The sequence below is a fragment of the Pseudomonas sp. PDM21 genome (assembly GCF_014852505.2).
GTDB lineage: Bacteria > Pseudomonadota > Gammaproteobacteria > Pseudomonadales > Pseudomonadaceae > Pseudomonas.
Genome location: NZ_CM181223.1, coordinates 6,276,447 through 6,297,218, shown reverse-complemented (window position 1 = coordinate 6,297,218; position 20,772 = coordinate 6,276,447). Strand labels below are relative to the sequence as shown.

The window sequence follows — 20,772 nt, the reverse complement described above, 5'->3', positions numbered from 1 at the left end:
CCCACCGCGTGAACCTCTACCTGCTGCTCAAGACCCTGCACATACTCTCTTCCACGCTGCTGTTCGGCACCGGGCTGGGCTCGGCCTACTACAGCTGGCGCGCCTGGCGCAGCGGCAACCTGGAAGCCATTCGCATCACCTTCCGCCATCTGGTCACTGCCGACTGGCTGTTCATCGCCACCACGGCGGTGTTCCAGCCGCTGAGCGGCATCGCCATGGCGCATATGGCTGGCTGGCCGCTGGATTCGGGCTGGCTGCTATGGAGCCTGGCGCTCTACGTGTTCGCGGGCGTCTGCTGGCTGCCGGTGGTGTGGCTGCAGATCCGCGTGCGCGACATGGCCGAGGCGGCGCACCGTGATGGTGCGGCGCTGCCGCCCAGGGCCTTCCTCTATATGCGCTGGTGGTTCGCCCTGGGCTGGCCGGCGTTCCTGGCCTTCCTGGCGATCTTCTACCTGATGGTCAACAAGGGCTTCTGAACCCTCAGCGCAGGTTGACGGGCGCTCAGTCGCGCAGGCTGATCACCGGCCAGCCGCGCTCGGTGGCAGTAGCGCGCAGGGTGTCGTCGGGGTCGACGGCCACCGGGTTGGCTACCCGCTCCAGCAACGGCAGGTCGTTGCGCGAGTCGCTGTAGAAGTAGGCGTCGTCCAGCTTCAGGCCGGTCTCTTCGAGCCAGCGGTTGAGTCGGGTCACCTTGCCGCCCTGGAAGCAGGGCACGTCGAAGGTGCGGCCGGTGTAGAGGCCATCGAGCATCTCGCACTCGGTGGCGATCAGCGTCTCCACGCCCAGGCGCGCGGCAATCGGACCGGTGACGAAGCGGTTGGTGGCGGTGATGATCACCAGCTTGTCGCCCGCGGCGCGGTGCTCGGCCAGCAGGGCCTCGCCCTTGGCCAGGACGATGGGCTCGATCACCTCCTGCATGAACTGACGGTGCCAGGTGTCGAGCTGGTCCAGGCTGTTGCGGCCCAGGATCGCCTGGGTGAAGGCCTGGTAGGCGAACACATCGAGGGTGCCGGCCATGTAGTCGGCATAGAAGGCATCGTTGCGCGCCTGGTACTCGCCGGCATCCACCAGCCCGCGTTGGCACAGCCATTCGCCCCAGCTGTGGTCGCTGTCGCCGGCCAGGAGGGTGTTGTCGAGATCGAAGAGAGCCAGTCGCACGATGGATTACCGCCAGTTGCCAATACGGAAAAGTCGCCTAGAGTAACGGCTTTTGCCCACCCGGCACAGGACGCCGCAGCCCGCGTTGCCGCTGTCACAAGCTTTGTGGAACAATGCGGGCACACGCGATTTCGAGGATGTACCGCCGTGATCGATCCCGATGGTTTTCGCCCCAATGTCGGCATCATCCTTTGCAACGATGTCGGACAGGTACTGTGGGCACGGCGCATCAACCAGGAAGCCTGGCAATTTCCCCAGGGTGGCATCAACGCCCGAGAAACCCCTGAGGAAGCGCTGTACCGCGAACTGAACGAAGAAGTCGGCCTGGAAGAGCAGGACGTCAAGATCCTCGCCTGTACCCGGGGCTGGCTGCGTTACCGCCTGCCGCAACGTCTGGTGCGTACCAACAGCCAGCCGCTGTGCATCGGGCAGAAACAGAAGTGGTTCCTTCTGCGCCTGACCGGCGAGGAAAGCCGGGTGCGCATGGATGTCACCGGCAAACCCGAATTCGATGGCTGGAAATGGGTGAGCTACTGGTACCCGCTGGGCCAGGTCGTGACCTTCAAGCGCGAGGTCTACCGCCGGGCTCTGAAGGAATTGGCACCGCGCCTGCTGGCGCGCGACTAGCACGAAGTTCAAGGAGTTAGACCCCCACGCCATGCTCAACACGCTGCGTAAGATCGTCCAGGAAGTGAACTCCGCCAAGGACCTCAAGGCGGCGCTGGGCATCATCGTGCTGCGGGTCAAGGAGGCCATGGGCAGCCAGGTGTGCTCGGTCTACCTGCTCGACCCGGAGAGCAACCGCTTCGTGCTGATGGCCACCGAGGGCCTGAACAAGCGCTCCATCGGCAAGGTCAGCATGGCGCCCAACGAGGGCCTGGTCGGCCTGGTCGGCACCCGCGAAGAGCCGCTGAACCTCGAGAACGCCTCCGAACACCCCCGTTACCGTTACTTCGCCGAGACCGGCGAGGAACGCTACGCCTCCTTCCTCGGCGCGCCGATCATCCACCACCGTCGGGTGATGGGTGTTCTGGTCGTGCAGCAGAAGGAAAAGCGCCAGTTCGACGAAGGCGAGGAAGCCTTCCTCGTCACCATGAGCGCGCAGCTCGCCGGCGTAATCGCCCATGCCGAGGCCACCGGCTCGATCCGCGGCCTGGGCAAGATGGGCAAGGGCATCAGCGAAGCCAAGTTCGTCGGCGTCCCCGGCGCCCCCGGCGTGGCCGTGGGCAAGGCCGTGGTGGTGCTGCCGCCGGCTGATCTGGAAGTCGTTCCGGACAAACCCATCGACGACGTCGAGGCCGAGGTCGAGCGCTTCAAGCAGGCGCTGGAGTCGGTCCGCGAGGACATGCGCAATCTCTCCAGCAAGCTGGCCACCCAGCTGCGCAAGGAAGAGCGGGCGCTGTTCGACGTCTACCTGATGATGCTCGACGACGCCTCCATCGGCCTCGAGGTCAAGCGCATCATCCGCACCGGCCAGTGGGCACAGGGCGCCCTGCGCCAGGTGGTCATGGAGCACGTGCAGCGCTTCGAGCTGATGGACGACGCCTACCTGCGTGAGCGTGCATCGGACGTGAAGGACATCGGCCGGCGCATCCTGGCGTACCTCCAGGAAGAGCGTAAGCAGTCGCTGACCTACCCCGACCAGACCATCATCGTCAGCGAGGAGCTGTCGCCGGCCATGCTCGGCGAAGTGCCCGAAGGCAAGCTGGTGGGCCTGATCTCGGTACTCGGCTCGGGCAACTCCCACGTCGCCATCCTCGCCCGCGCCATGGGCATCCCGACCGTCATGGGCGCGGTCGACCTGCCGTATTCCAAGGTCGACGGCATCGACCTGATCGTCGATGGCTACCACGGCGAGATCTACACCAACCCGTCGCCGCAGCTGGTCAAGCAGTACGGCGAAGTGGTCGCCGAAGAGAAGGAACTGAGCAAGGGCCTGGCCGCGCTGCGCGAGCTGCCCTGCGAGACGCTGGACGGCCATCGCATGCCGCTGTGGGTCAACACCGGCCTGCTGGCGGACGTCGCGCGCGCCCAGGAGCGCGGTGCCGAAGGGGTCGGCCTGTACCGCACCGAAGTGCCGTTCATGATCAACGACCGCTTCCCCAGCGAGAAGGAGCAGCTCGCCATCTACCGCGAGCAGCTCTCCGCCTTCCACCCGCTGCCGGTGACCATGCGCACCCTGGACATCGGCGGCGACAAGGCGCTGTCCTACTTCCCGATCAAGGAAGACAATCCCTTCCTCGGCTGGCGCGGCATCCGCGTCACCCTCGACCACCCGGAAATCTTCCTGGTGCAGACCCGCGCCATGCTCAAGGCCAGTGAAGGCCTGGACAACCTGCGCATCCTGCTGCCGATGATCTCCGGCACTCACGAGCTGGAAGAGGCGCTGCACCTGATCCACCGCGCCTGGGGCGAAGTGCGCGACGAAGGCGTCGACATCCCCATGCCGCCGATCGGCATGATGGTGGAGATCCCCGCCGCCGTGTACCAGACCCGCGAACTGGCGCGCCAGGTGGACTTCCTCTCAGTCGGCTCCAACGACCTGACCCAGTACCTGCTGGCCGTGGACCGCAACAACCCGCGTGTCGCCGACCTCTACGACTACCTGCACCCGGCGGTGCTGCAGGCGCTGAAGAAGGTGGTCGATGATTCCCACGCCGAAGGCAAGCCGGTGAGCATCTGCGGCGAGATGGCCGGCGATCCGGCGGCGGCCGTGCTGCTGATGGCCATGGGCTTCGACTCCCTGTCGATGAACGCCACGAACTTGCCCAAGGTTAAATGGCTGTTGCGCCAGATGACCCTGTCCCGGGCGCGGGAGCTGCTCAGTCAGCTGATGACCTTCGACAACCCGCAGGTTATCCACAGCTCGCTGCACCTGGCCCTGCGCAACCTGGGGCTGGGCCGTGTGATCAACCCGGCCGCGACCATCCAGGCCTGACGCGGCGACAGTTCTTTACGAAAGCTACCTGCGGAACCGTGCATGACCGCAGGGCAGATGAAGTAACAGGGCCGGATCACCGGCCAGGACGCAGCTTATGGAAGAGCTCGACCAGTCGCCTTGCACGGACACCGGCGCCAGCGCCCGCACCCTGCGCTATGCCCTGAGCATCGTCAGCGATGGCATCTGGGACTGGGACATCCGCAGCAACCATGTCACTCGCAGTCCGGGCTGGTACGCCATGCTCGGCCATGACCCCGACAGCCTCCCGGAAAGCGTCGCCACCTGGCACGAGATCATCCATCCCGAGGACTTCTCCCGCGTGATGTTCGCCTTCGATGCCTATGTGCAGGGGCGCAGCGGCGTCTACCGCGAGGAGTACCGCTGCCGCTGCCTGGACGGAAACTACCTGTGGGTCAGCGATCACGGGCGCTTCTTCGAGTTCGACGACGAGGGCAAGCCGACGCGGATGATCGGCGCGCACCGCAACATCCACGAGCGCAAGCTCGCAGAGCTGGAGCTGCAGGAGAAGAATCACGAGCTGCACCAGCTCAACCTGAGCCTGGAGTACCTGGTGCTGCAGCGCACCGAAGCCCTGCGCCAGGCCAATCAGGCGCTGGCCGAACAGGCCGCCGTTGCCCTGCGTCTCTCCGAGATCGACCCGCTGACGCAGATCGCCAACCGCCGGCGCTTCGAGCAGCAACTGCACGCCGAATGGCAGCGTCTGCAGCGCCATGGCCACGGCTGCTCGCTGATGATGTTCGACCTCGACCACTTCAAGCGCATCAACGACAGCCTTGGTCACCCGGCCGGCGACCGCGTGCTGGTGGCGGTGGCCGAAGTGGTGCGGCGGCGTCTGCGCGAGGAGGACTGCTTCGCCCGCTGGGGCGGCGAGGAGTTCATCGTGCTGCTGCCGGAAACCACCTGCGAAGCGGCGCGCGAACTGGCCGAGCGGCTGCGTATGAGCCTGCGCCGGGCCGATATCTCACTGCCGACCCAGCTCACCGCCAGCTTCTCGGTGACGGCGATGCAGCCCGGCGAGGACCTGTCGGTGATGCTGCGTCGCCTGGACGAAGGGCTCTACCGCGCCAAGGCCCAGCGCGACTGCATCGTCACCTGCTAGAGAGCCAGGGCCACTTCACCCAGACGAGCTCCGCTAGGGCCGAAGCTGTGCTCCAGCAGCTCGCGGCGGCCGTCCGCGTGGACGATCAGCGCGGTGCTGGCGCGGGTGCCGTAGGTCGGGCTGGCGATGAACACGCTGGAGAGCAGGCGCTCCGTGGCCAGGCCGACGCCGGTATCCGGCAGCTCGGCTTCGCTGGGCTGGCGGTTGTCGGCCAGCAGCGCCACCAGTGAGCTGGTGTCTGGCCTCTGCAGCGCGGCCTCCAGCCCGTTGCGGGCATTCAGCAGCTTGGGCCAGGGCGTGTCCAGCGCGGCGTTGGAGAGCCCGTGTACACCCGGCGCCACCGCCACCGGCGGGCCGACGCGGGGGTTGAAATAGCAGAGCTGCGCACTGTCGCCCACCAGCAGGTTGAAGCCGCTGTAATCCGTGGCGCGGCGGGCGACCTGCTGCAGGTACTCCAGCGGTGCCTGCCGGCCCTGCAGGAAGGCCGCCACCAGCTCGCCGCGGGAGCGCGGGCCCAGCGGCTGGCCAGGGTCGCGCACGTTGGTCAGGGCGGCGAAGCGGCCGTCGGGCGCCACGCCCAGCCAGGTACCGCCGGCCTCCAGGTCGCGGCCGGCATAGACGCCGGGGTATTCCTCCCAGGCCGCCAGCGGCAGGGTCGGGCGGGCGTAGAACTCATCGCGGTTAGCCGCGACGATCAGGGGGGTGGCGTGGCCGGGACGCCAGGCGAAGACGATCAGGCACATGGGTCGAACTCCGTGGTGTTCCGGCAGTCTATCAACATCCGCCGATGTCCCGGAGTGGCTGGAGCGCCCGGGAGCCTTCGGCTACCATGCCCGCTTTGTTGCCCGAGGTTGCCCATGGAGTTCGTGCTCTACCTGGTGCTTGGCGCCTGCGCTGGCGTGCTCGCCGGCCTGTTCGGCGTTGGCGGCGGGTTGATCATCGTCCCGGCCCTGGTCTTCAGCTTCGGCGCCCACGGCTTCTCGCCCGACGTGCTGACCCAGATGGCGGTCGGTACTTCGCTGGCGACCATCGTCTTCACCTCGATCAATTCGATCATCGAGCACCATCGGCGTGGCGCGGTGCGCTGGCAGGTGTTCGGCTGGATGACCGTCGGCATCCTGGTCGGCAGTGCGCTGGGGGCGATCACCGCATCGAAGATCCAGGGCCCGGTGCTGCAGAAGATCATCGGCACCTTCGCCATCCTGGTGTCGATCCAGATGGCGCTGGGCCTGCAGCCCAAGGGCGCGCGCAACCTGCCGGGGCGCTTCGGCCTGGGCGTGGCCGGCGGCGTGGTGGGCTGGGCTTCCGCCATTTTCGGCATCGGCGGCGGCTCGCTGACCGTGCCTTTCCTGACCTGGCGTGGCGTCTCCATGCAACAGGCGGTTGCGACTTCCTCGGCGTGCGGCCTGCCGATCGCCATCGCCGGCGCGATATCCTTCATCGCTGTCGGCTGGCACAACGACAAGCTGCCGGAAATGAGCCTGGGCTTCGTCTACCTCCCGGCGCTGGTGGGCATTGCCGTCACCAGCATGTTCTTCGCCCGCATCGGGGCACGGCTGGCCCATCGCCTGCCACCCCTGGTGCTCAAGCGTTTATTCGCCCTGCTGCTGTTCAGCGTGGGCTTGAGTTTCCTGATCTGAGTTCCTGCTAGGAGAAGCGGATGCTGCCTTATCCACAGATCGACCCGGTTGCTGTAGCGCTCGGGCCGCTGAAAATCCACTGGTACGGCCTGATGTACCTGATCGGCATCGGCGGCGCCTGGCTGCTGGCGTCGCGCAAACTGAAGGATTTCGACCCGACCTGGACCAAGGAGAAACTCTCCGACCTGGTGTTCTGGGTGGCGTGCGGCGTGGTTCTGGGCGGTCGCCTGGGCTACGTGCTGTTCTACAACCTGGACGAATACATTGCCAACCCGACGCTGATCTTCGAGGTGTGGAAGGGCGGCATGTCGTTCCACGGCGGGCTGATCGGCGTGATGCTGGCCACCTGGTGGTTCGGCAAACGCAACAACAAGAGCTTCTTCCAGCTGATGGACCTGATCGCGCCGCTGGTGCCGATCGGCCTGGGCGCCGGACGTATCGGCAACTTCATCAATGGCGAGCTGTGGGGCAAGGTGACCGACGTGCCGTGGGCGATGATTTTCCCCACCGGCGGCCCGGAGCCGCGCCACCCGTCGCAGCTGTACCAGTTCGCGCTGGAAGGCGTGGCGCTGTTCGTCGTGCTCTGGCTGTTCACCCGCAAGCCGCGCCCGACCGCCTCGGTATCCGGCCTGTTCGTGCTGTGCTACGGCATCTTCCGCTTCATCGTCGAGTTCGTCCGTGTGCCGGATGCCCAGCTGGGCTACCTGGCGTGGGGCTGGCTGACCATGGGGCAGGTGCTGTGCGTGCCGATGGTCCTGGGCGGCATTGCGCTGATGGTCTGGGCTTACCGCCGCGCCCCGGCGCAACCGGCCGCGAGCTGAGTTTCGCCTGAATGAAAAAGCCCGCCGATTGGCGGGCTTTTTCGTTGAGGTCAGCTTAGGGTGCTGTTCCCGCTATGTAGGATGGTGTGGAGCGAGGCGATACCCATCAATGTGCTTACCGGCTCTGCCGATAGCGATCACAAGCTCCACCCATCCTACATTCGTGCTCGCGAACCGAGCTCCGCAGCGGGGGCGGGATCGCGAGCAATAACGATGGCGTCCCCCGCGCACCTACAGGATGGGTTCGACGAGGAGTAACACGCCGTCCTGTCCGGTCACGCGCACCTGCGCGCCGACGGGCAGGTCCGGCCCGCTGACCAGCCAGACGCTGTCGCCCACGCGGATCTTGCCGCGCCCGCCGACGATGGCGTCATGCAGGGCGAACTGCCGGCCGACCAACTCGCTGCCGCGACGGTTGAGGCTGGAGGGTGCCGCCTGGCGCTTGTTGAGTCGCTGGTGGTTCCACCAGTACAGCGCGGTGAGGATCGCCAGCACGCCGAAGGCCAGGCACTGCCAGACCCAGTCCAGCCCCGGCAGCAGGAACGACAGCACGCCGGTCAGCGCCGCGGCGATACCGATCCACAGCAGGTAGCCGCCGGCACCGAAGATTTCCAGGATCAGCAGGACGATGCCCAGGCCCAGCCAGTCCCAGAAACCGAGGTTCTGGAGAAAGGCGGCCATCAGCTACGGCCCTTGGTTTCGCCGAAGGTGGCCTTGACGATTTCGCCGATGCCGCCGACCGCGCCGATCACCTGGCTGGCTTCCAGCGGCATCAGCACGATCTTGCTGTTGTTGGAGCTGGCCAGCTGGCCAAGGGCGTCGACGTACTTCTGTGCGACGAAGTAGTTGATCGCCTGCACGTTGCCGCTGGCGATGGCCTCGGAAACCACCTGGGTCGCCTTGGCTTCAGCCTCGGCCTGGCGCTCGCGCGCTTCGGACTCGAGGAAGGCCGACTGGCGCAGGCCCTCGGCTTCGAGGATCTGTGCCTGCTTCTTGCCCTCGGCGGTGAGGATTTCCGCAGCGCGGCGACCTTCGGCTTCGAGGATCTGCGCGCGCTTGAGGCGTTCGGCCTTCATCTGGCTGGCCATCGCTTCCACCAGGTCGGCCGGCGGGCTGATGTCCTTGATCTCGATGCGGGTGACCTTCAGGCCCCAGGGGGCGGTGGCCTCGTCGACGGTGCGCAGCAGACGTTCGTTGATCGCGTCGCGCTGGCTGAGCATGTGGTCCAGTTCCATGGAACCGAGCACGGTGCGGATGTTGGTCATCACCAGGTTGCGCACGGCGTTTTCCAGCCCGCTGACTTCATAGGCCGCCTGCGCCGCGTCGACCACCTGGAAGAAGCACACGGCGTCGATCTGCACGATGGCGTTGTCGGCGCTGATGGCCTCCTGCGGCGGCACGTCGAGTACGCGCTCCATCATGTTGATCTTCTGGCCGACGCGGTCCACCACCGGAATGATGATGCTCAGGCCCGGCTTCAGGGTGACGGTGTAGCGGCCGAAGCGCTCGATGGTCCATTCGAAGCCCTGGGGCACGACCTTGAACCCCATGAGGACGATGACGATGGCGAGGATGACGAACAGCAGGGCAACACTGCCGATTTCCATGCGAGGGACTCCTTGTCTGCTTGGGTAATGGGTGTGTGAGTCGAGTGTAACCGGCACGCCCGGCAGGCATGCAGGAAAGTCCGGCAGGCGAGCGCGGGGGTTTCCTCGGGCGCCCGGCCGGAGCCTTACTTCTGCTCGCTTTGCGGGGTGACCCGCATGACTTCCTCGATGGTCGTCAGTCCGGCGGCCACCTTCTGCGCGCCGGACAGCCGCAGGCTGCGCATGCCTTCCTTGAAGGCCTGGCGGCGCAGCGGAATGAGGTCGGTGTCGGCGGTGATCAGTTCCTTCAGCGACTCGCTCAGCAGCATGATCTCGTACACGCCGGCACGTCCGCGGTAGCCGGTGTCGCGGCACTCCAGGCAGCCGACCGCCTGGTGCGCGCTGGCAGGCAGGGGGGCGTTCCATGGGCGGGTGACTTCCTGCCAGTCCTCCTCCTGCAGCTCCATCGGCGCCTTGCAGTGCGGGCACAGGGTGCGCACCAGGCGCTGGGCCATGACGCCGAGCACGGTGGCGCGGATCAGGTAGTAGGGCACGCCCAGTTCCAGCAGGCGGGTGATGGCAGTGGGCGAGTCGTTGGTGTGCAGGGTGGAAAGCACCAGGTGGCCGGTGAGCGCCGCCTGGATCGCCATCTCGGCGGTCTCCAGGTCGCGGATCTCGCCGACCATGATGATGTCCGGGTCCTGACGCAGCAGGGCGCGGACGCCGCTGGCGAAAGTCAGGTCGATGTTGTGCTGCACCTGCATCTGGTTGAACGAGGGTTCGATCATCTCGATCGGGTCCTCGATGGTGCAGAGGTTCACCTCGTCGGTCGCCAGTTGCTTGAGCGTGGTGTAGAGCGTGGTGGTCTTGCCCGAGCCGGTGGGGCCGGTGACCAGGATGATACCGTTGGGCTGGCTGGTCATGCTCTCCCAGCGACGCAGGTCGTCGGGAGAGAAGCCGAGCTGGTCGAAGCTCTTGAGCAGCACCTCGGGGTCGAAGATCCGCATCACCATCTTCTCGCCGAAGGCGGTGGGCAGGGTCGACAGGCGCAGTTCCACCTCGGCGCCGTCGGGGGTCTTGGTCTTCACCCGACCGTCCTGCGGCTTGCGCTTCTCGGCGACGTTCATCCGGCCGAGGGACTTCAGGCGGCTGACCACCGCCATGCTGACCTGCGGCGGGAACTGATAGACGTTGTGCAGCACGCCATCGATGCGGAAGCGCACAGTGCCCTGCTCGCGGCGCGGCTCGATGTGGATATCGCTGGCGCGCTGCTGGAAGGCGTACTGAAACAGCCAGTCGACGATGGTGACGATGTGCGCGTCGTTGGCATCGGGCTCCTGGTCGGCCGCGCCCAGGTTGAGCAGCTGTTCGAAGTTGCCGACGCCGCTGATCTTCTGGTCCTGCGAGCTGGCGCCGGTCACCGATTTGGCGAGGCGGTAGAACTCCACCGTGAAGCGCTGGATATCCACCGGGTTGGCGACCACGCGCTTGATCGGGCGCTTGAGCACGTGGGTGAGGTTGCTCTCCCAGGCGTGCACGAACGGTTGCGCGCTGGCGATGGTGACTTCATCCGGTGCCACCGCGACCGCGAGGATCTGGTGGCGCTGGGCGAAGGCGTAGGACATCAGTGGAGTGATCGCGGCGACGTCGATCTTCAGCGGGTCGATGCGCAGGTAGGGCTGCCCGGAAAAGTCCGCCAGCCACCTCACCAGGTTGTCCAGGTCCAGCTTGTGCCCCGGCCGCTGGCGGTCCGCGACCTGCTGCGCGGCGAGGAATTCCAGCGGGTGCTGCTGGTTCTTCACGGCGCTGCGGCGGATCGCCAGGCACTGCTCGGCGTCATCCTGGGCGACGCGGCCCTGGGTGACCAGCTCGCGCAGGATGTCGCCCAGGTCGAGCGGACGGTCCTGGGCGGATGGGGCAAAGACGGACATGCGGACTCCCTACTTCCAGTGGCGGGTCACAGGCCCGCGGCATTGCCGGGCCAGCTTATTTCAAAAGCGCCTTCCACGGCTTGAGGGTCAGCACAGTATGGGCCTGGGCCGCCAGGGCATCCAGGCGCCCCTCGGCGTCGGGAGTGACGAGCAGCTCCTGAAGCTTGGCCAGTTCGCCATACAGGCGGTCGGTTTCCGGCAGCTCCAGCACGCCGCGCGCCAGGCGCAGCCAGACCAGCATGCGTTGCAGGCGCGGCAGTTGGTCGGCGAGCACTTCGGGCAATTGCTGGGCACGTTGCAGCGGCATGGCCTGGGCCTCCTCGGCCAGGGTGCGCTGCAGCCACTTGCCGACGGCGGAGCCGCCCAGGCGGTTGGCGCGCTCGTTGCGCTCAAGGGTCCAGGCCTTGCCCAGCAGCCAACGCGAGGTGCTCAGGGAGAACTGACCCCAGCGCAGGTTGTCCAGTTCCTCGCGGAAGGCCGCCGGCATCTGCTGGCGCACGGCGTCGTCGTGGCGACCCTGTTCGATGCGCGGCTGCCAGTCGGCAATCAGCGCGTCGAGGGCGGCGCGCAGCTCTCGGGTGGTGGCGCGCGGTACGGCCTGGCCGAGACTGCCGAGCAGGGCGCGCAGGTCCACCAGTTGCTGCAGCCAGCTGTCCAGCAGGCTCCAGTGGCCGTTGAAGCGGTATTGCTCGGCCAGGCGCTGGCTGCTCCCCAGCAGCGACCAGGACAGCGCGGCGAAGGCGCCATCCAGCGGGGTTTCATGCAGCAGCTTCTGGGTGTCGGGCTGGATGCTGTAGCTCGCCGGGTCGAACAGGCGGTAGCCGCGCTCGGCCTTGCTGATGTCGCAAGGCATCAGCGCCAGGTCCGCGGCCAGTTCGATGGCCAGGTCCAGCAGCGCCTCGGGCTCGCCCTGGCGCAGTTCCAGTTCCAGCTCGCAGATTTCCTCTTCCTGCTTGCCGGCGATGACCTTGCCCAGGTCCAGCGCAGCCTCGATCACCACCTTCGCCTTGCCCCGGCCCCAGGCGATCTCGGCGCGCTGGCGGGTGAAGTCGGTGCTGAAGATCGGTTTCAGGGACTTCTTGTCCAGATCCGCCAGCGCGGCCGGCCAGCATTGGTCGTCAAGTTTCTTCAGGTCGAGCTTGTTCTTCTCCAGGTACCAGTCCCATTCGTTGCGCTCGGACAAGCCGGCCACGCTCTGGCCACGGGTCTTCAGGGTCTGGATGAACTGCTCGCCATCCTTGCGCATGCGCAGCGCCACGCGGGCACGGGCCAGGTCGCGGCCGGGGGTGTCGTAATACTGGTTGAACAGCTCGCGGGGCTCCCAGCCGGATTTGTTGCGCTTTTTCAGCGCGGGATGCTCGCGCAGGGCTTCGAGGGTCTCGCGGCTGGCGCGCAATTTGATTTCGGTTTCTTTCTGCATGGCGGGGGTCCGGGTCAGAGCGGACGCGCCCGGATTCCCGGCCTCTTGTAGCAAGGACGGAACGACGGGCGCGAAAAAGACTTCAAAGTCATGCAGTTTACAGGACTTCGGCGTTCCTGCCGGGCGCCGCGAGGTTTTACCGCACCGCCGCATGGTCCATAGTGGAGTCCATCGTCTGGAGAAAGCCATGCCGTTGCCGCCGCTGAAACAACGCTTCGCCGAGCTGATAGCGATCCCCTCGGTCAGCTGTACCCAGCCCGCGCTGGACCAGTCCAACCGCCCGGTGGTCGAGTTGCTGGGCAACTGGCTGGTCGACCTGGGCTTCGCCTGCGAGCTGCAGCCGGTGTCGCCGGGCAAGTTCAACCTGGTCGCTACCCTGGGCAGTGGCCCCGGCGGCCTGGTGCTGGCCGGGCACACCGATACCGTGCCCTACGACGAGGCCCTGTGGAAAAGCGACCCGCTGGGCCTGGACGAACGCGACGGGCGCTGGTTCGGCCTGGGCTCCTGCGACATGAAGGGCTTCTTCGCCCTGGCCATCGAAGCGCTGCTGCCATTGCTCGATCAGCCGTTCAAACAGCCGTTGATCATCCTCGCCACCTGCGACGAGGAAAGCTCCATGGCCGGCGCCCGCGCTTTGGCTGAGGCGGGGCGCCCGCTGGGCCGCGCGGCGGTGATCGGCGAGCCGACCAACCTGAAGCCGATCCGCCTGCACAAGGGCGTGATGATGGAGCGCATCGACATCCTCGGGCAGAGCGGCCACTCCTCCGACCCGAGCCTGGGGCGCAGTGCGCTGGAGGCGATGCAGGCGGTGATGGGCGAATTGCAGGGCCTGCGCAGCCAGTGGCAGCAGGCGTTCAACAACCCACAGTTCAGCGTGCCGCAGCCGACCCTCAACCTCGGCTGCATCCACGGCGGCGACAACCCCAATCGCATCTGCGGCCAGTGCGCGCTGGAATTCGACCTGCGACCGCTACCCGGGATGCAGCCCGAAACCCTGCGCCAGGCCATTCGCGAGCGGCTCAAGCCGGTCGCCGAACGGCATGCCGTGAAGATCGATTACGCCCCGCTGTTCCCCGCCGTGCCGCCCTTCGAGGAACCGGCGCAGAGTGAGTTGGTGCGGCTGGCCGAAAGTCTGACCGGGCACACGGCACAAGCGGTAGCCTTTGGCACCGAAGCACCGTATCTTCAGCAGCTCGGCTGCCAGACCCTGGTATTGGGCCCCGGCGACATCGCCTGCGCCCACCAGCCGGACGAGCACCTCGAGCTCGACCGCATCGAGCCATGCGTGGAACTGCTGCGCGGACTGATCCGGCATTACTGCTTATAGGGATCGTCCGCGAGACTGTTGATGAAGAGTTGCCTGTAGAGCGCCCCGACAACGGGCCCCACCTACCCAAGAGGAGAAACCTGTCGATGTACATGCGACGACGATAACCGCGCCGCCCTGGCCGAACTCTGGCCGCATCCGACAGATTTCCGCCCACTCGAACGACAGGCTTTTCAAGCAATGCACGACTACGTCAACTGGCTGCGCCACGCCTCTCCCTATATCAACTCGCACCGGGACTGCACCTTTGTGGTGATGCTCCCCGGCGAGGGCGTCGAAGACCCCAATTTCGGCAATATCGTCCACGACCTGGTGCTGCTGCACAGCCTCGGCGTGCGCCTGGTGCTGGTGCACGGCTCGCGCCCGCAGATCGAGGCGCGCCTGGCTTCCCACGGGCTGGCGCCGCGCTTCCACCGTGGTCTGCGGGTCACCGACGCGCCGACTCTGGACTGTGTGATCGACGCCGTCGGCAGCCTGCGCATCTCCATCGAAGCGCGCCTGTCCATGGACATGGCCGCCTCGCCGATGCAGGGCTCGCGCCTGCGCGTGACCGCCGGCAACTTCGTCACCGCGCGGCCGATCGGCGTGGTCGACGGCATCGACTACCACCACACCGGCGAGGTCCGTCGGATCGACCGCAAGGGCATCAACCGCCAGCTCGACGAGCGCAGTATCGTGCTGCTCTCGCCGCTGGGCTATTCGCCCACCGGTGAAATCTTCAACCTCGCCTGCGAGGACGTGGCCATGCGCGCGGCCATCGACCTGGGCGCAGACAAGCTGATCCTCTATGGCGCCGAGCGCGGCCTGATGGACGACGCCGGCAAGCTGGTGCGAGAGCTGCGCCCGCAGCAGGTCCCGGCGCACCTGGAGCGCCTCGGTGCGAGCTACCAGGGCGAACTGCTGGATGCTGCTGCCCAGGCCTGTCGCGCGGGCGTGCGCCGCAGCCATATCGTCAGCTACACCGAGGACGGCTCACTGCTCAGCGAACTGTTCACCCGCACCGGCAACGGCACCCTGGTCGCCCAGGAGCAGTTCGAGCAACTGCGCGAGGCGGGCATCGAGGACGTTGGCGGACTGCTGGAACTGATTCGCCCGCTGGAAGAGCAAGGCATCCTGGTGCGCCGTTCCCGCGAGGTGCTGGAGCGTGAAATCGAGCAGTTCAGCATTGTCGAACGCGAAGGGCTGATCATCGCCTGCGCGGCGCTCTATCCCATCGCCGACTCGGATTCGGGCGAGCTGGCCTGTCTGGCGGTGAACCCGGAGTACCGCCACGGCGGACGCGGCGACGACCTGCTGGAGCGCATCGAGCAGCGCGCGCGCAATCTTGGTCTGAAGACCCTCTACGTCCTCACCACGCGGACTGCCCATTGGTTCCGCGAGCGCGGCTTCCAGCCCAGCAGCGTGGAGCGCCTACCGGCGGCGCGGGCATCGCTGTACAACTACCAGCGCAATTCGCAGGTGTTCGAGAAGACTCTGTAGACCACGTTCAGCTCGGTGGCGCCAGCGCGGTCAGGCGCTGCATACGCAAGCCGAAGTCGGGGGTGGAAAGCGGCGGGCGCGATGAGCTGTTGCTTATCCGTATGCGCAGCTCAAGCGCGTTTGAGCCTCGCCTGGCGCATGGCGCCGGGGCGTTGGAGGGAACCAGGGTTTGCATGCGAAGGCCGAAGTCGGGCAGGCCTAGTGGTGGTCGGGCACTGCGGTTCTGGATGCGCACACTCAGCAGGGGTGGAAAGTGGTCCCAGACGAAAGGGATGTCGGGCAGCACCTGCCGGCGACGCAGCTGTTCGCAGGCATCGATCCAGCCCGCCTCCCAACTGGCCGCCAGGATTTCATCTGATGGCGGAGAGAATGGCTGCCCGGCGATGCCCATTTTGAGACCATCGGAGTACGCCACATCCAGATCGTCCAGAGACCAGTCGTTCGTAGGGGGCATGGGAGCTCTCTCCGGGATGAGTCGGTGCCACGGACGGCGCGGTGATTTCCGGCGACGCCAGGGCGGGAGGTGATTCTCCTCCCGGAGTGAGCGAGCTGCGGAGAAGATTTATATGAAAGGTCTGTCAGTGGATTCCCTGGGTCTCAGACGCTGATCAAGCCGAGGATGCTTGCCTGGTAGGCGGCGACGAAGGTGTCGAAATCGCCCTCGGGCTGTTTTTCCAGCTCCGCCTGTTCGGCCAGGGATTGACTGGCCATGCCTTCGAAGCGGGCCTGCTCTTGCGTCGACAGGGGTTCGCTGCCCAGTGTTTCGGCGTGCTGGCGGCTGTAGCGCAGGGCGAAGGCCTCGAAGCTTTCGCCGCGTTCGCGCATCTCCGCCAGGACCTTGGCCGATGGCGTCTGGTCGGCATCGGCGACCTTGGCGCGCTGCTCGGCCAGGCTCTGCGCGTGCAGACTGCTGCCGTTGGCGCGGTCGAGCAGGTCGATGATCGGCGCGATGGCGTCGAGCAGGCCGTTAGCCCAATCCTTCATTTCGACCTGCTGGCCGCCGCGCTCCAGCTTCAGGCCCGGGCGCCGGCCTTCCTTGACTACCTTGAGGAAGTTGCTGGTGGCCGAGCCGCACTCGCAGCCGCCCAGCGGCGGGCTGTCGGAGAGCGCGCAGTAGAGCAGGAAGGCGTCGAGGAAGCGGGCTTCGGTGACGTCGATGCCCAGCGGCAGGAAGGGGTTGATGTCCAGGCAACGTGCCTCGACGTACTGCACGCCACGGGCCATCAGCGCCTGGATCGGGCGCTCGCCGGTGTAGGTGACGCGTTTCGGGCGGATGCTCGAGTAGTACTCGTTCTCGATCTGCAGGATGTTGGTGTTGAGCTGCACCCATTCGCCATCGACCTTGGTGCCGACCTTCTCGTACGGCGCGTACGGCGTGCTGACGGCGCGGCGCAGGCTGTCGATGTAGCTGTCCAGATCGTTGTAGCAGGGCGTCAGGCCGGCCTGGGCGTTGTTCTGGTAGCCCAGGTCGCTCATGCGCAGGCTGGTGGCGTAGGGCAAGTAGAGGGTGTGCTCGTCGAAGGCTTCCAGGCCGTGCGGACGGCCGCGCAGGAAGCCGGCGTCCAGGGCGGGCGATGCGCCGAACAGGTACATCAGCAGCCAGCTGTAACGGCGGAAGTTACGGATCATCGCGATGTAGCGGTGCGACTGGAAGTCCCGTGCGCTCTTCTCGCTGCCTTCTTCCTCACGCAGCAACTCCCAGATGCCTTCGGGCAGGGAGAAGTTGTAGTGGATGCCGGCGATGCACTGCATGGTCTTGCCATAGCGCAGGGCCAGGCCCTTGCGGTAGACGTACTTCAGGCGGCCGATGTGCGAGCTGCCATAGCGGGCGATCGGGATGGTCTCTTCATCCGGCAGCTCGCAGGGCATGGACGGGCTCCACAGGTATTCGCCGTCGAGTTTGCCGCTGGCGAAGCGATGGATGTCACCCAGCTCGTCCAGGGTCTTCTCGACGCTGGTGGACGTCGGGGTGATGAACTCCAGCAGCGACTCGGAGTAGTCGGTGGTGATCTGCGGGTTGGTCAGCGCCGAGCCCAGCGCACGCGGGTGCGGGGTCAGGGCGAGCTTGCCGCGTTCATCGACGCGCAGGCATTCGCGCTCGATACCGTGCAGGCACTGGGTGAGCAGGGACAGGTTGGCGGCATCGCCAAGCAGGGCCAGGCGGCGGGAGAGTTGGTCGCTCAAGTTGGAAGTCCTTCACACGGCAATCGCCCCACTATGGGGGTGGACTGGGCGGTCTACAAGGGGAGAACACAACCGGCGTGGTCGCCTGGCTTGGGGAGACGCCGCGCCGGCGCCCGCTTTTCGCGGGCTCCGGACTACAGCATAGGTCAGTTGCGCCGAGGCTATTTACAGCTGGGCGAAGGTGCCTTGTCCCTTGGCGACCAGCTTGTCGCCCTGGTGGATGTCGGCCTCGACCACCAGCGAACGACGCCCGGCGTGCAGGACTTTCGCCACACAGCGCACTTCGCCTTCGGCGACCGCGCGGATGTAGTTGATCTTGCATTCCAGGGTGACGCTCTGCCGGTCGAAACCATGGGCGCTGGAGCAGGCCAGGCCCATGGTCATGTCCATCAGCGTGAAGAGCGCGCCGCCGTGCATGACATTGCCGCGGTTGCGCAGGTGCTCGGCCATCGGCAGCAGCACCTCGGCTTCGCCGTCAGCGACACGAATCGGCTGCACGCCGATGGTTTCGCTGAAGCGGCTGATCATCAGCTCGCGGGCGGGCATCTCGCTCATGGGGCTTCCTTACTTCTTCTTCAGTTGCTTGGCGTTGGCGAACAGCGAGGCCATGGCGTTGTTCGCCGGGGCCTGCTCCTGCTGGCGCGGGGCCGCGCTGCGATCGCCACGCGGTGCACCGTTGCCGGGCCGGCCGCCGCCGCGCGGGCCATCGACCTTCTCGCCAGGGGTGTCGCTCATGCGCATGGACAGGCCGACGCGATTGCGCGGGATGTCCACTTCCATGACCTTCACCTTGACGATGTCACCGGCCTTGACCACTTCGTACGGGTCCTTGACGAACTTCTCCGACAGCGCGGAGATGTGCACCAGGCCGTCCTGGTGGACGCCGATGTCGACGAAGGCGCCGAAGTTGGTGACGTTGGTCACCACGCCTTCGAGCACCATGCCGGGCGTCAGGTCCTTGAGGCTCTCGACGCCTTCCTGGAACTCGGCGGTCTTGAACTCCGGGCGCGGGTCGCGGCCGGGCTTGTCGAGTTCCTTGAGGATGTCGGTGACGGTAGGCAGGCCGAACTGCTCGTCGGTGAACTTCTTCGGGTCCAGGCGCTTGAGGAAGCCCGAGTCGCCGACCAGCGAGCGTACGTCGCGGCCAGTGTCGGCGGCGATGCGCTGGACCAGCGGGTAGGTTTCCGGGTGCACCGCGGAGGCGTCCAGCGGGTTGTCGCCGTTCATCACGCGGAGGAAGCCGGCGGCCTGCTCGAAAGTCTTGTCGCCCAGGCGGCTGACCTTGCGCAGGTCGTCGCGGGTGCGGAACGCGCCGTTGGCGTCACGGTGCGAGACGATGTTCTGCGCCAGGGTGCTGTTGAGGCCGGAGATGCGCGCCAGCAGCGCGGCGGAGGCGGTGTTCACGTCCACGCCCACGGCGTTCACGCAGTCTTCCACGACCGCGTCCAGGCTGCGCGCGAGCTGCAGCTGGGACACGTCGTGCTGGTACTGGCCGACGCCGATGGATTTGGGCTCGATCTTCACCAGCTCGGCCAGCGGGTCCTGCAGGCGGCGGGCGATGGACACGGCGCCGCGCAGCGATACGTCCAGCTCGGGGAATTCCCTGGCGGCCAGTTCCGACGCCGAGTACACCGAAGCGCCGGCCTCGCTGACCATGATCTTGGTGCACTTGAGCGCCGGGTATTTCTTGATCAGCTCGGCGGCCAGCTTGTCGGTCTCGCGGCTGGCGGTGCCGTTGCCGATGGCGATCAGTTCCACCTGGTGCTTGGCGCACAGCGCGGCGAGCACGGCGATGGTCTGGTCCCACTGGTTCTTCGGCACGTGCGGGTAGACGGTGGCGGTGTCCAGCAGCTTGCCGGTGGCATCGACTACGGCGACCTTCACACCGGTGCGCAGGCCCGGGTCCAGGCCCAGGGTGGCGCGCGGGCCTGCCGGTGCGGCCAGCAGCAGGTCGTGCAGGTTGCGCGCGAAGACGTTGATCGCCTCGGCGTCGGCGCCGTCGCGCAGCTCGCCCAGCAGGTCGGTTTCCAGGTGGGTGTAGAGCTTGACCTTCCAGGTCCAGCGCACCACTTCGGATAGCCACTTGTCAGCGGCGCGGCCCTGGTTGGAGACGCCGAAACGCTCGCCGATCATGATTTCGCAAGGGTGCGAGGTGCCCGGCAGCTCTTCGCCGACCTTCAGCGCAACGCTGAGGATGCCTTCGTTGCGCCCACGGAAGATCGCCAGGGCGCGGTGCGACGGAGTGCTTTTGAGCGGCTCGTCGTGCTCGAAGTAGTCGCTGAACTTGGCGCCTTCGGTTTCCTTCCCCGGCACCATGCGCGCAGTGAGGGTGGCATTGTCCTTGAGGAAGCCGCGCAGGCGGTCCAGCAGGGTGGCGTCCTCGGCGAAGCGTTCCATGAGGATGTACTTGGCGCCTTCGAGCACGGCACGGGTGTCGGCGAAGCCTTTTTCGGCATCGACGAAGCGCGCGGCTTCGGTTTCCGGCGTCAGGCTCGGGTCGTTGAACAGCGCGTCGGCCAGTTCGCCCAGGCCGGCTTCCAGGGCGATCTGGCCCTTGGTGCGGCGCTTCTGCTTATAGGGCAGGTAGAGGTCTTCGAGGCGGGTCTTGGTGTCGGCGAGCTTGATCTCGCGGGCCAGTTCCGGGGTCAGCTTGCCCTGTTCCTCGATGCTGGCGAGGATCGCGCCACGGCGGTCTTCCAGTTCGCGCAGGTAACGCAGGCGCTCTTCGAGCATGCGCAGCTGGGTATCGTCCAGGCTGCCGGTGACTTCTTTGCGGTAACGGGCGATGAAGGGGACGGTGGAGCCCTCATCGAGCAGGGCGACGGCAGCGGCGACTTGCTGCGGTTGAACGCGGCCGGAGGGCAGTGCGGAAAGCTCTTCGGCGATACGGGTGTTGATGCTGTCCATGAATCCACCTGACAAGACAATCGAAAACGGGGCGCATGATCTGCTGCGCTAGCTCGCAGGATCATCGAAAGGCCCATAACAGAGCGCCAATGCCGGGCTTCCCGGTCATTCGACAGGCTCTGTGACAACGCCCCGCCGCAAAAGCGCCGCATTATACCCACGACAATTTCACCGGGTGGGCGACTGGTCGGGGAAAAATCTGCTAACAATGGACAGGCCGTCATGCGCGGCGGCTGGGCGATAATGCCCGTCGAATCA

At 66.3% G+C, this 20,772-nt stretch carries 18 protein-coding genes; 8 read left to right on the top strand and 10 right to left on the bottom strand.

Annotated elements, in window-relative coordinates; genetic code table 11:
* Positions 1–8 precede the first annotated feature (8 nt).
* Positions 9–476 (top strand): DUF2269 family protein, encoded by a 468-nt coding sequence (locus tag IB275_RS29010; RefSeq protein ID WP_192225113.1) that lies wholly within the window; start codon positions 9–11, stop codon positions 474–476.
* A 25-nt stretch (positions 477–501) separates the two neighbouring features.
* Here IB275_RS29010 and IB275_RS29005 read toward each other — a convergent pair whose 3' ends face one another.
* Complete coding sequence (locus tag IB275_RS29005; protein WP_192293439.1) at positions 502–1,158, bottom strand: histidinol-phosphatase; 657 nt, start codon at positions 1,156–1,158, stop codon at positions 502–504.
* A 147-nt stretch (positions 1,159–1,305) separates the two neighbouring features.
* Between IB275_RS29005 and IB275_RS29000 the strand changes: the two genes are divergently transcribed.
* From IB275_RS29000 to IB275_RS28990, 3 genes are all read left to right on the top strand, one after another.
* Positions 1,306–1,785, top strand: a complete 480-nt coding sequence (locus IB275_RS29000; RefSeq protein ID WP_017520843.1) for an RNA pyrophosphohydrolase — start codon at positions 1,306–1,308, stop codon at positions 1,783–1,785.
* Positions 1,786–1,816: 31 nt separating this feature from the next.
* Complete coding sequence (gene ptsP, locus IB275_RS28995; protein ID WP_081515272.1) at positions 1,817–4,096, top strand: phosphoenolpyruvate--protein phosphotransferase; 2,280 nt, start codon at positions 1,817–1,819, stop codon at positions 4,094–4,096.
* A gap of 97 nt (positions 4,097–4,193) precedes the next feature.
* On the top strand, positions 4,194–5,219 hold the full coding sequence (locus tag IB275_RS28990) for a sensor domain-containing diguanylate cyclase (protein ID WP_192293437.1): 1,026 nt from the start codon (positions 4,194–4,196) through the stop codon (positions 5,217–5,219).
* On the opposite strand, the gene IB275_RS28985 is transcribed toward IB275_RS28990, so the two are convergent.
* The gene (locus tag IB275_RS28985) at positions 5,216–5,962 is read right to left on the bottom strand and encodes an NRDE family protein (protein ID WP_192293429.1); all 747 of its coding nucleotides are present in this window, start codon (positions 5,960–5,962) and stop codon (positions 5,216–5,218) included. The two genes, IB275_RS28990 and IB275_RS28985, sit on opposite strands and share 4 nt — an antisense overlap.
* Before the next feature lie 114 nt (positions 5,963–6,076).
* Here IB275_RS28985 and IB275_RS28980 point away from each other — a divergent pair, with 114 nt between their 5' ends.
* Positions 6,077–6,859, top strand: coding sequence for a sulfite exporter TauE/SafE family protein (locus tag IB275_RS28980; protein ID WP_192293421.1), 783 nt, complete (start codon positions 6,077–6,079; stop codon positions 6,857–6,859).
* Positions 6,860–6,879: 20 nt separating this feature from the next.
* On the top strand, positions 6,880–7,680 hold the full coding sequence (lgt, locus tag IB275_RS28975) for a prolipoprotein diacylglyceryl transferase (protein ID WP_045215607.1): 801 nt from the start codon (positions 6,880–6,882) through the stop codon (positions 7,678–7,680).
* A 231-nt stretch (positions 7,681–7,911) separates the two neighbouring features.
* Here the strand turns inward: lgt and IB275_RS28970 are convergent, their stop codons facing one another.
* The 4 genes from IB275_RS28970 to IB275_RS28955 form a co-directional block, all read right to left on the bottom strand.
* A complete protein-coding gene (locus IB275_RS28970) occupies positions 7,912–8,361 on the bottom strand; it encodes an NfeD family protein (RefSeq protein WP_192293419.1) in 450 nt (149 codons plus the stop codon).
* Positions 8,361–9,287, bottom strand: coding sequence for an SPFH domain-containing protein (locus IB275_RS28965; protein ID WP_081515277.1), 927 nt, complete (start codon positions 9,285–9,287; stop codon positions 8,361–8,363). Before IB275_RS28965 ends, IB275_RS28970 begins: the two co-directional genes overlap by 1 nt.
* A 125-nt stretch (positions 9,288–9,412) precedes the next feature.
* Positions 9,413–11,197 carry a type IV pilus assembly ATPase TfpB gene (gene tfpB / locus IB275_RS28960; protein ID WP_192293417.1) on the bottom strand — a complete coding sequence of 595 codons (1,785 nt, stop codon included), beginning with the start codon at positions 11,195–11,197 and terminating at the stop codon, positions 9,413–9,415.
* A 55-nt stretch (positions 11,198–11,252) separates the two neighbouring features.
* Complete coding sequence (locus tag IB275_RS28955; RefSeq protein WP_192293415.1) at positions 11,253–12,617, bottom strand: CYTH domain-containing protein; 1,365 nt, start codon at positions 12,615–12,617, stop codon at positions 11,253–11,255.
* Positions 12,618–12,804: 187 nt separating this feature from the next.
* On the opposite strand from IB275_RS28955, the gene argE reads away from it, so the two are divergent.
* On the top strand, positions 12,805–13,944 hold the full coding sequence (argE, locus tag IB275_RS28950; RefSeq protein WP_192293413.1) for an acetylornithine deacetylase: 1,140 nt from the start codon (positions 12,805–12,807) through the stop codon (positions 13,942–13,944).
* A gap of 180 nt (positions 13,945–14,124) precedes the next feature.
* Positions 14,125–15,423: an amino-acid N-acetyltransferase gene (gene argA / locus IB275_RS28945; protein ID WP_081515281.1), complete on the top strand. Its 1,299-nt coding sequence runs from the start codon at positions 14,125–14,127 to the stop codon at positions 15,421–15,423.
* A gap of 7 nt (positions 15,424–15,430) precedes the next feature.
* Here argA and IB275_RS28940 read toward each other — a convergent pair whose 3' ends face one another.
* The 4 genes from IB275_RS28940 to IB275_RS28925 form a co-directional block, all read right to left on the bottom strand.
* Positions 15,431–15,877, bottom strand: a complete 447-nt coding sequence (locus tag IB275_RS28940) for a hypothetical protein (RefSeq protein ID WP_192293411.1) — start codon at positions 15,875–15,877, stop codon at positions 15,431–15,433.
* 143 nt (positions 15,878–16,020) lie between these two features.
* Positions 16,021–17,607 carry a glutamate--cysteine ligase gene (gene gshA / locus IB275_RS28935; RefSeq protein WP_192293409.1) on the bottom strand — a complete coding sequence of 529 codons (1,587 nt, stop codon included), beginning with the start codon at positions 17,605–17,607 and terminating at the stop codon, positions 16,021–16,023.
* Between the two features lie 165 nt (positions 17,608–17,772).
* Complete coding sequence (locus tag IB275_RS28930) at positions 17,773–18,135, bottom strand: PaaI family thioesterase (protein WP_405307451.1); 363 nt, start codon at positions 18,133–18,135, stop codon at positions 17,773–17,775.
* Between the two features lie 36 nt (positions 18,136–18,171).
* A complete protein-coding gene (locus IB275_RS28925) occupies positions 18,172–20,514 on the bottom strand; it encodes a Tex family protein (RefSeq protein ID WP_192293407.1) in 2,343 nt (780 codons plus the stop codon).
* Between the last annotated feature and the right edge of the window lie 258 nt (positions 20,515–20,772).

Coding starts and splice junctions, on each gene's coding strand:
- ptsP (WP_081515272.1), top strand. CDS start 1,817: ATGCTCAACACGCTGCGTAAGATCGTCCAGGAAGTGAACTCCGCCAAG.
- IB275_RS28990 (WP_192293437.1), top strand. CDS start 4,194: ATGGAAGAGCTCGACCAGTCGCCTTGCACGGACACCGGCGCCAGCGCC.
- IB275_RS28985 (WP_192293429.1), bottom strand. CDS start 5,962: ATGTGCCTGATCGTCTTCGCCTGGCGTCCCGGCCACGCCACCCCCCTG.
- IB275_RS28980 (WP_192293421.1), top strand. CDS start 6,077: ATGGAGTTCGTGCTCTACCTGGTGCTTGGCGCCTGCGCTGGCGTGCTC.
- lgt (WP_045215607.1), top strand. CDS start 6,880: ATGCTGCCTTATCCACAGATCGACCCGGTTGCTGTAGCGCTCGGGCCG.
- IB275_RS28970 (WP_192293419.1), bottom strand. CDS start 8,361: ATGGCCGCCTTTCTCCAGAACCTCGGTTTCTGGGACTGGCTGGGCCTG.
- IB275_RS28965 (WP_081515277.1), bottom strand. CDS start 9,287: ATGGAAATCGGCAGTGTTGCCCTGCTGTTCGTCATCCTCGCCATCGTC.
- tfpB (WP_192293417.1), bottom strand. CDS start 11,197: ATGTCCGTCTTTGCCCCATCCGCCCAGGACCGTCCGCTCGACCTGGGC.
- IB275_RS28955 (WP_192293415.1), bottom strand. CDS start 12,617: ATGCAGAAAGAAACCGAAATCAAATTGCGCGCCAGCCGCGAGACCCTC.
- argE (WP_192293413.1), top strand. CDS start 12,805: ATGCCGTTGCCGCCGCTGAAACAACGCTTCGCCGAGCTGATAGCGATC.
- argA (WP_081515281.1), top strand. CDS start 14,125: ATGCACGACTACGTCAACTGGCTGCGCCACGCCTCTCCCTATATCAAC.
- IB275_RS28940 (WP_192293411.1), bottom strand. CDS start 15,877: ATGCCCCCTACGAACGACTGGTCTCTGGACGATCTGGATGTGGCGTAC.
- IB275_RS28930 (WP_405307451.1), bottom strand. CDS start 18,135: ATGATCAGCCGCTTCAGCGAAACCATCGGCGTGCAGCCGATTCGTGTC.
- IB275_RS28925 (WP_192293407.1), bottom strand. CDS start 20,514: ATGGACAGCATCAACACCCGTATCGCCGAAGAGCTTTCCGCACTGCCC.